This window comes from Primorskyibacter marinus (assembly GCF_003313245.1).
Lineage (GTDB): Bacteria > Pseudomonadota > Alphaproteobacteria > Rhodobacterales > Rhodobacteraceae > Primorskyibacter > Primorskyibacter marinus.
The window spans coordinates 167,359-175,302 of record NZ_QJSD01000005.1 but is presented as its reverse complement, the minus strand read 5'-3'; the positions used below and the strand labels follow the sequence as shown (position 1 = coordinate 175,302).

The window sequence follows — 7,944 nt, the reverse complement described above, 5'->3', positions numbered from 1 at the left end:
TTGGCTGCCGCGATCGCTGTGATGGATCAGCTTGTCAGCCTCGGAGGGTGGGCGCTGACAGATGGCCTGGTTCAGGGCATCCAAGACGAAACCAGTCGTCATCGAGGTCGAGGCACGCCAGCCAACGATCTTGCGGGCGAAAACGCCGATGGTGAAGGTCACGCAGACCATGCCCTGCCAGCTTGAGACATAGGTGAAATCGCTGACCCAGAGTTGGTTCGGCATGTCTGCCACGAAAGCGCGGTTCACCTTGTCGTCCGGGCAAGGCTGTGCCGCATCGGGATTGGTGGTGACGACCTTCTTGCTGCGCACAACACCTTGCAATCCCATGGTTCGCATCAGCCGTTCCACCGTGCAGCGGGCGATGTCGTGATCGCCTCGGCGCAACTGGTGCCAAACCTTGCGCGCGCCATATCGTCCCCGGCTGCCATCGAGGGCCTCCTTGATGGCGACCATGTCCAGCCGGTCCTGCCTGGTGCGAGCCGATGCCGGATCGGGATCACGCTCCACGGCCTTGAAGGCGTAGAAAGTCGATGGTGCGATCCCCAGAAACCGGCAGATCGGCCTGACACCATGGACATAACGGTGATCATCGATGAACGCGATCATTTGCGGAACGGACGGCCGAGTTCCGCCGCTGCGAAATATGCGCTGGCCTTCTTCAGGATCTCGTTGGCTTGGCGAAGTTCACGAACCTCGCGCTCCAACTCCTTGATCCGGTCTTTCTCCGCGCTCGTCAGACCGCTACGCTGACCGGCATCGCGTTCAGCCCGCTGACACCAGACGCGCAGGCTGTCAGGAGAGCAACCAAGCTTCGACGCAATCGCCTTGTAGGCTACCGTGTCACTGGCGTAGTCGGCGCAGTTCTCTCGAAAAAGCCGAACACCGCGTTCGCGAAGCTCGGCCGGATAGGCCGGGGTGAAGCTCTGCTTTGTCATAGGGCTCATCCTTTGAGTGTTTTACTCTCCGGTAAACCCGGGGCGGTTCAGGGGCGCACCGCTCGGCCCCGGCGAATTGCTCGACATCCGCATCTTCCAGCTCTCCGCCCTCGTGGGGCGGGGCGCGCCGAAAACCGTCACGCTCACATTCTGAGGGCCCATGTCCGCCTCCACGACCCATCTGCTGCTGCCATACATCCTTGCAGCGCAGGCCCAAAAGCATGTCACCCACAACGAGGCGCTGCGGCTGCTCGACGGGCTGGTCCAGCTCTCGGTGCTCGACCGGGACCTAACTGCGCCGCCTGGCAGCCCCGCCGACGGCGACCGCTACATCGTCGGCTCGGGCGCGACGGGCGACTGGGTGGGCTGGGACCTGCACGTGGCGCTGTTCACGGATGGGGCCTGGCTGCGCCTGTCGCCCCGGACCGGCTGGCGAGCTTGGGTCGAGGACGAGAGCCTGCTGCTGGTCTATGACGGCGCGGGTTGGATAGGGACCACACCGACGGCGTTGCAGAACCTCGCCCTGCTCGGCCTCGGCACAACGGCGGACGCCTCGAACCCGTTCTCTGCCAAGCTCAACGCCGCGCTCTGGACGGCGAAGACCGTCGCCGAGGGCGGCACAGGGTTCCGGCAGCTTGGCGAACCGTACTGCAAACTGTGCGCAGTACTGATGCAATTTAAACCTCATGATTTCAACAGTATGGCGATCTGATCCGGATTGCATGCGGTTAACAGGTCCAGAGAATATCGGCCCTGAGAGTCCACTTCCGGGCCTCCCGGCAAAGTGACCGGTGTTCAGCCTCTCCCGCATAACCCTCGAAAACAACGGAAAAATCCGACCGTAGCCGGATGGGGAGAACGCTTTCGCGCGGGATAATGGCGGAGCGACAGGGATTCGAACCCTGGAGACGGTCTCCCGCCTACACACTTTCCAGGCGTGCGCCTTCGACCACTCGGCCACCGCTCCGTGATGGGCGCTTAGCACGGCTTACTCACGGCTCGCAACCCTCTAAATTCTTGTCGGTTGTTCAGTCCCGGAATCTGATGGACCTGATTGAGGATGAAGCGATCTGGCTATGACGCCCAAGGCCCAAATATACGCTTGTAGCATGTAAGGTCAGCGCGCATCTTGAGCAAGCCTGCGCCCCTCTACTGTGATGTGCATAAAGAGTGATTGATCGTGCCTGCTCAGGCCGCGGCACCCGAAACGCCGGCCCGTTTGATCCAGGGGGTTTACACCAACGTCACCGGTTCATGTAGCCTGTATCCTGTGCTTGAGTCCGGTTTGCGATCGAGCAGCGCATCGATGCCGAAGATCTCCATGCAGGTTGCGACACGCAGACGTCCGGTTGAGAAGCTTTTTGCCGAAGCAGACGGTTCATCATTCAGCGGTGCGCTGACAAAGTTTCTATCTGCGGTTCGTCGATCCACCGCATCAGCTTCAAGTCATGTGCACGGAGCGAATGCGGTCTGCAAGACAGAATACCGCGATCCATACCCAGCAGATCAACTTGCCCTGAGAAGCTCTGACGATGATTGCATCATGCCATTGCCGCGCGTCCGGAAACAAACCTGTTTTGCCGGGTGTGCCGCCCAAAACATCGCGTTCCGGCAGCGGTTGATCAATCTGCGCGCATAGACATTTGGCGTCACCCTCCGGATCAACCGCTATTGAAATCCAGCAACAGACCATCGATCATACCCGCGGCCACGTCCAGGCTTTGTGTCAGGCAGGTGAGTGTCGCACGCGCACCCGGTTGCACTGTCCCGATCTCCCCGGCCCGGCCCAATGCGCGGGCTGGGTTTGCTGTCGCCATCCTTAAAGCATCGAGCAGGCTAAGCCCCGCGTGATCCATCATGTTCCGCACGCTGTCGATCATGCTGATATGCGCGCCTGCCAGACGCCCGGTTTTGTTTGTCAATCGCGTGCCGCGCAATTCGATCGTCTCGCCGTGAAGTTCGAACCCGGTCAACTGGCCGGCCAGGGTCAACATCGCGTCGGTCACCAGGCACAGCCGGTCCGGCATCAGCCGCGCTGCGGTCGCGACGTTGCGCCAGTCGACATGATGCCCATCCGCGATGATTCCGGCAAACAGACCTTGCGAGGCCAGCGTGGCCCCCACGACCCCCGGTTCGCGCCCGGTCATCTGCGACATTGCGTTGAACAGATGCGTGACGCCGACAAGGCCCTCGGCCTCGGCCTGCGCGATCTGGTCGGCGCTGGCCTCGCTATGCCCGGCAAAGACGCGGATACCGGCTGCGGTCAGGCGCGACAAGGCGCCCGAAGGCAGGTTTTCGGGCGCAACGGTCAACAGCAGCGTGCCGATTTGCGCGGCGGTCAGCCGGTCAAGATCCTCGGCATCCATGGCGCGGATCGCGCTCGGGTCGTGGATACCGGGGCGCGCATGAGACAGGAACGGACCTTCAAGATGCAGCCCGATTATGCCCGGCACGCCCTGGGTGATGGCCTCCTGCACGGCGCTGATCGCGCGGGCGTAATCACGCCCCGCTGCGGTAATGAACGTGGGCAGGATATAGGCGGTGCCGCCCTGCCGTGCCCCGGCCGCGATCCGCCCTAGAGCCTCGGGGCTTGGGTCAAAGTTGAACTGCGTGTCCCCTGCCCCGTTGATCTGAAGGTCGATGAAGCCGGGTGCTACCAGATCGAACTCGACGGCGGTCCGGTCCTGCGCATCGCCTGCGGTCGCGGCCCGGACAGCGGTGATCCGCCCGTTGGCCATCTCGATGATCTGGTCGGGGCGCAGATCGGCGCAGATCCCGTCATATAGCTGATGCGCGAAGACGCGTTGCGGATGTTCCGGCTCAGTCGAAGGCACTGTCGCGTCCTCCCGGATGCACGTTTTCATAATAATCCGTGAATGTCAGCGCCCCTGCCGCCGCCTTGTCGAGTATGACCGTCGCAGAGGCGTGAAGCTGCAACGCCGAGGCCGGGCAAGCGGCGCTCAGCGGCCCCTCGACCATGCGCAGGACGGCGTCGGCCTTGGCCTCTCCGGTGGCGAGCAACACACAGGCCCTGGAGGCGAGGATGGTGGCGACCCCCATGGTTATGGCGTAGCGCGGGGTCTCTTCAAAGGATGCGAAATAGCGCTGGTTGGCGCGACGGGTGCTTGTCGTCAGGGTCTTGACCCGCGTGCGCGAGCCAAGGCTGGCGGTCGGTTCGTTAAAGCCGATATGCCCGTTTTGGCCAATCCCCAGAAGTTGCAGATCAATGCCGCCCGCGGCCGCGATCAGCGCCTCGTATTCCAGCGACGCCGCTTGCGGATCGGGGGCATCGCCTTTCGGCAGATGGGCGCGCGCCGGGTCGATATCGACATGGCTGAAGAACGCGTCCTGCATATAAGTGTGATAAGAGCAGGGATGATCCGGTGCCAGCCCGATATATTCGTCAAGGTTGAAGCTGGTCGTTTTTGCAAACGAAAGCCCGTCCTCGCGGTGACGCTGTGCCAGCGCCTCGTAAAGCGGCAGCATCGTGCCGCCGGTTGCCAGCCCCAGAACGGCATCGGGTGTCGCGGTCACGGTGCGTGCCACAATATCAGCGGCACGCTGCATGGCCGCCTGTTCGTCGGGAAGGATCAAGACCTTCATGGGGTTTCCTTTCTCAGATGTGCCGCCAGCGCGCCGATCAGCGGTGCGTCATGGCCAAGCGTTGCGGGCACAAGACGCGGGCGAAACAGCTTAGGCTCTTCGGCCTGTGCTTCGCGGGTGCGGTCGATATATCCAGGTGCCAGCCCGATACTTCCGCCCATCGCCACCGTGTCGAGTCCCAGAATGGCAGTCAGATCGCCGATCAGGGTCGCCACCGCGCTGGCGGAGGTTGCGATGATCCGGTCGGCCCAGCCCTGCCCGTTGGCCGCGGCGGCAAACACCGCGCGCGCGTCCGTATCGGCGTGACCGGCAGCCGCAGCGGCGGCGGCGATACCGCGACCGCCCGCAATGCTTTCGACCGTTGCCATGCGACCGCTGCCGCAGGGTCCGCTGGCGTGACGGCTGGAGACAAAGCCGACATGCCCGGCCAGCCCGCTCTCGCTGGCAATCAATTGGTTCGCGATGACCAGCCCGCCGCCGACACCGGTGGACACGGTAAGATACGCAAAGCTGTCACTGCGGCTTCCCGCGCCGAACAGGCCTTCGGCCAAGGCGGCGGCGGCGGCATCGTTCAGACATGTCGCAGCCCCCAGATCGCGCACCAAAGTCTGTTCCAGCGCAAAGCCAAGGATGGCAGGCAGCGTGCCGCGATTGACCGCGTGCCACGCCCCTGCCCTGTCGACCCGTCCGGCAACAGCGACACCCAGAGGCGCGCCATGTTCGTGGCCGAGCTTGTCCAGCAGGGTTCGGATCGCCGCGATCTGGGCATCGGGATCGGCGGCGGCATCGGTCGGCGCGATCAGCCGTTCGGCCACGACGCCTTGCTCGATCCGCGCGGCGGCGATCTTTGTCCCGCCCAGATCGGCGGCAAATCCGGTCAGGGTGCTGCGTGTCATGTTCTGCATTACCGCGTCTCGACAGTCCGTGCGACGACCTGTGCAACCGCATCATGGAACCAACCGGTGACATGTTCCAGCCGCGTCAGGGCCGTGCCGACCGTGACCGCATCCGCCCCGGCAGCCATCGCGCTGCCTGCAAGCTCGGGCGTGTTGACCCGGCCCTCGGCCATGACGAAAGCGCCCAGATCGTGAAAGGCGCGGATCAGGTCATAGTCCACGCCCTCGCTTCGACCGGCGGTCTGCTCGGTATAGCCCGACAGCGTGGTGCCGAGGATCGCGGCCCCTTCCTTCAGCGCCCGCTTGCCATCTTCAAGGCTGGAGCAATCGGCCATCGCCAGCTTTCCTGCCGCGTGGATTGCTGCAACGGTCGCTGCCGTCGTTTCCGGGCGGGGCCGGTCTGTGGCGTCATAGGCGATGATGTCGGCCCCGGCCTCTGCCAGCGCCTTTACATCGGCCAAATAAGGCGTGATCCGGACCGGGCTGTCGTCAAGATCGCGCTTGAGGATACCGATGATCGGCACCGACACGCGCGGCCTGACAGCGGCAAGGTTTTCCGCGCCCTCGATCCGCAAACCAGCCGCGCCCCCCGCCACGGCGGCGGTGGCCATCGCGGCGACAATCTCGGGGTGATCCAGCGGCCCGTCATCGACCGGCTGACAGGACACGACAAGACCGCCGCGCAAGGTTTCAAGTACAGTCATGTTCATCAGTCCATCAGGCTCGGAAGGCCGGTTGACAGGATCGGGAAGGCGCAGACCAGGATCAGAACCACGAAGGGCGGGATCAGCCAAGGCAGGATCGCCTTTGCCAGACGCTGATAGGGAATGCCGCCGACCTGGGCCACCACGAACAGGGCCATGCCCATCGGCGGCGTCAGGATCGAGATCATCAGGTTCAGCACGGTGATGATGCCGAAATGCACAGGGTCGATGCCAAAGCCCATGGCAACCGGCACCAGAATGGGCACGACCACCAGCAGGATCACCAACGCCTCGATAAAACAACCCAGAAAGAAGATCATCAGATTGACCGCGATCAGGAAAGTGACCGGGCTGTCGGCGATTGACAGGAAGAAGGTGGCGATCTGCTGCGGTGCCTGCTCGCGTGCCATGATAAAGCTCAGCAATCCGACACCCGCCACGATTGTCGCGATGGAGGCCGATGTGACCGTGGTGTCATAGATCGAGTCCCACAGCTTGCGGAAGGTCAGTTCGCGGTAAAAGATCAGGTCGATCATGATCGCGTAAAGCACGGTGATCGCCGCGGCTTCGGTGGGCGAGAACAGACCCGAGAAGATGCCGCCGACGATGACCACCGGGGTCATCAGCGCAGGCAGGGATTTCACAAACAGCGTGCCGATTTCACCCGCAGAGCTGCGCGGATCGCGCGGGTAGTCGCGTTTGCGGGCGATGAACCAGACCATGACCATCAGCGCCACGGCACACAAGACACCCGGAACGATGCCCCCCAGAAACAGCTTGCCGATCGAGACGTTGGCGATCACGCCATACAGCACCATGGTGATGGAGGGCGGCACCAGCGGGCCGATCATCGACGAGGCGGCGGTCACGGCACCGGCGAAATCGTCGTCATAGCCCGCGTCGCGCATCGCCTCGATCTCCATCTTGCCCAGACCGCCGGCATCGGCCAAGGCCGAGCCAGACATGCCGGAAAAGAACAGCGACGCCAAAACGTTGACATGCCCCAGCCCGCCGGTGACATGGCCGACAAGACTGCGCGCGAAACCAAACAGGTGATTGGTGATGCCCGCCGAGTTCAGCACACCCGCCGCCAGAATGAACAGCGGCACGGCAAGCAGCGGAAAGCTGTTGAGCCCGTCCGTCATCCGCTGCATGGCAAAGCTGATGCCCATGCCGGTGTAATAAAAATAGCCCATCGACACGAAGATCATGGCGATCCCGATGGGCACACCGATCAGCACGAAGATCAGCCAAAGAATACCGACGGTGGCAAGGATCATAGTGTTGGCTCCCGCGTGACAGAAACATCGCGGCGGCCCAGCAGGCGGCGCACGATCCGGTGGAATATCAGGATGGCGGCGACAAGGCCGGAAGCGTAAAGCACCGCGTCGGTTGTCGGCAGGGTGACGGTGACGTTGTCCCAGGTCCGCAGAACGGTCCTGTAACCGATCCAGGTCAGATGCCCGACAATACCCAGATAGACGAGGTCGATCACGGTATAGAGGATGCGGCGCGCACCGGCTGGCAGCAGCTCTGCCAGAAAGGCCATCTTGAGCTGACCGTCCTGACGTTCGACCTCGGCAATGCCGATGAAGGCCATCCAGACCCAAAGCCAACGCGCGGCCTCTTCGGTCCAGACCGGGCCGCGAAACAGCGGCGTGCGACCAAAGACCTGGATCAGGACGACACCGATCAGAACGATGAAAAGCACCGATGCGACGATGCCCTCGATGCTGTAGTTACGCGGATATTTCAACGGCCTAGCCCCCTCCGGACAGATGATTTCTGCGGGCGCAGCAACGC

Annotated in this window: 10 protein-coding genes, 1 tRNA gene and 1 other annotated feature; of the genes, 2 read left to right on the top strand and 9 right to left on the bottom strand. The window is 63.0% G+C overall.

What is annotated here, in order from left to right; genetic code table 11:
- Positions 1-609: IS3 family transposase (locus DMZ65_RS09885; RefSeq protein WP_116598583.1), on the bottom strand; the 609-nt coding region annotated here is incomplete at its 3' end.
- Positions 535-651, bottom strand: a sequence feature (AL1L pseudoknot). Its footprint overlaps the gene before it by 75 nt.
- Complete coding sequence (locus DMZ65_RS09880; RefSeq protein WP_157960591.1) at positions 606-938, bottom strand: transposase; 333 nt, start codon at positions 936-938, stop codon at positions 606-608. It overlaps the preceding feature by 46 nt. The genes DMZ65_RS09880 and DMZ65_RS09885, both read right to left, overlap by 4 nt.
- Before the next feature lie 160 nt (positions 939-1,098).
- On the opposite strand from DMZ65_RS09880, the gene DMZ65_RS09875 reads away from it, so the two are divergent.
- Positions 1,099-1,650: a DUF2793 domain-containing protein gene (locus DMZ65_RS09875; RefSeq protein ID WP_232824952.1), complete on the top strand. Its 552-nt coding sequence runs from the start codon at positions 1,099-1,101 to the stop codon at positions 1,648-1,650.
- 165 nt (positions 1,651-1,815) lie between these two features.
- Here the strand turns inward: DMZ65_RS09875 and DMZ65_RS09870 are convergent.
- A tRNA-Ser gene (locus DMZ65_RS09870) sits at positions 1,816-1,905 on the bottom strand.
- Positions 1,906-2,244: 339 nt separating this feature from the next.
- Here DMZ65_RS09870 and DMZ65_RS09865 point away from each other — a divergent pair.
- Positions 2,245-2,577, top strand: a complete 333-nt coding sequence (locus tag DMZ65_RS09865) for a hypothetical protein (protein ID WP_116598735.1) — start codon at positions 2,245-2,247, stop codon at positions 2,575-2,577.
- Between the two features lie 22 nt (positions 2,578-2,599).
- Here the strand turns inward: DMZ65_RS09865 and nagA are convergent, their stop codons facing one another.
- From nagA to DMZ65_RS09835, 6 genes are read right to left on the bottom strand one after another with little or no spacing between them, the layout of a single operon-like run.
- Complete coding sequence (nagA, locus tag DMZ65_RS09860) at positions 2,600-3,772, bottom strand: N-acetylglucosamine-6-phosphate deacetylase (protein WP_157960590.1); 1,173 nt, start codon at positions 3,770-3,772, stop codon at positions 2,600-2,602.
- Complete coding sequence (gene nagB / locus DMZ65_RS09855; RefSeq protein WP_116598733.1) at positions 3,759-4,541, bottom strand: glucosamine-6-phosphate deaminase; 783 nt, start codon at positions 4,539-4,541, stop codon at positions 3,759-3,761. The genes nagA and nagB overlap by 14 nt, the downstream gene beginning before the upstream one ends.
- Positions 4,538-5,437 (bottom strand): ROK family protein, encoded by a 900-nt coding sequence (locus DMZ65_RS09850; protein WP_116598756.1) that lies wholly within the window; start codon positions 5,435-5,437, stop codon positions 4,538-4,540. The genes nagB and DMZ65_RS09850 overlap by 4 nt, the downstream gene beginning before the upstream one ends.
- Before the next feature lie 8 nt (positions 5,438-5,445).
- Positions 5,446-6,141 carry an N-acetylmannosamine-6-phosphate 2-epimerase gene (locus DMZ65_RS09845; RefSeq protein ID WP_116598755.1) on the bottom strand — a complete coding sequence of 232 codons (696 nt, stop codon included), beginning with the start codon at positions 6,139-6,141 and terminating at the stop codon, positions 5,446-5,448.
- A gap of 5 nt (positions 6,142-6,146) precedes the next feature.
- Positions 6,147-7,421, bottom strand: a complete 1,275-nt coding sequence (locus DMZ65_RS09840; protein WP_116598732.1) for a TRAP transporter large permease — start codon at positions 7,419-7,421, stop codon at positions 6,147-6,149.
- Complete coding sequence (locus DMZ65_RS09835) at positions 7,418-7,897, bottom strand: TRAP transporter small permease (protein WP_116598731.1); 480 nt, start codon at positions 7,895-7,897, stop codon at positions 7,418-7,420. The genes DMZ65_RS09840 and DMZ65_RS09835 overlap by 4 nt, the downstream gene beginning before the upstream one ends.
- Positions 7,898-7,944: the final 47 nt, after the last annotated feature.

Excerpts from the sequence above, each read along its gene's own strand:
- nagB (WP_116598733.1), bottom strand. The coding sequence starts at position 4,541 with ATGAAGGTCTTGATCCTTCCCGACGAACAGGCGGCCATGCAGCGTGCC.
- DMZ65_RS09850 (WP_116598756.1), bottom strand. The coding sequence starts at position 5,437 with ATGACACGCAGCACCCTGACCGGATTTGCCGCCGATCTGGGCGGGACA.
- DMZ65_RS09875 (WP_232824952.1), top strand. The coding sequence starts at position 1,099 with ATGTCCGCCTCCACGACCCATCTGCTGCTGCCATACATCCTTGCAGCG.
- DMZ65_RS09880 (WP_157960591.1), bottom strand. The coding sequence starts at position 938 with ATGACAAAGCAGAGCTTCACCCCGGCCTATCCGGCCGAGCTTCGCGAA.
- DMZ65_RS09840 (WP_116598732.1), bottom strand. The coding sequence starts at position 7,421 with ATGATCCTTGCCACCGTCGGTATTCTTTGGCTGATCTTCGTGCTGATC.
- DMZ65_RS09845 (WP_116598755.1), bottom strand. The coding sequence starts at position 6,141 with ATGACTGTACTTGAAACCTTGCGCGGCGGTCTTGTCGTGTCCTGTCAG.
- DMZ65_RS09865 (WP_116598735.1), top strand. The coding sequence starts at position 2,245 with ATGCCGAAGATCTCCATGCAGGTTGCGACACGCAGACGTCCGGTTGAG.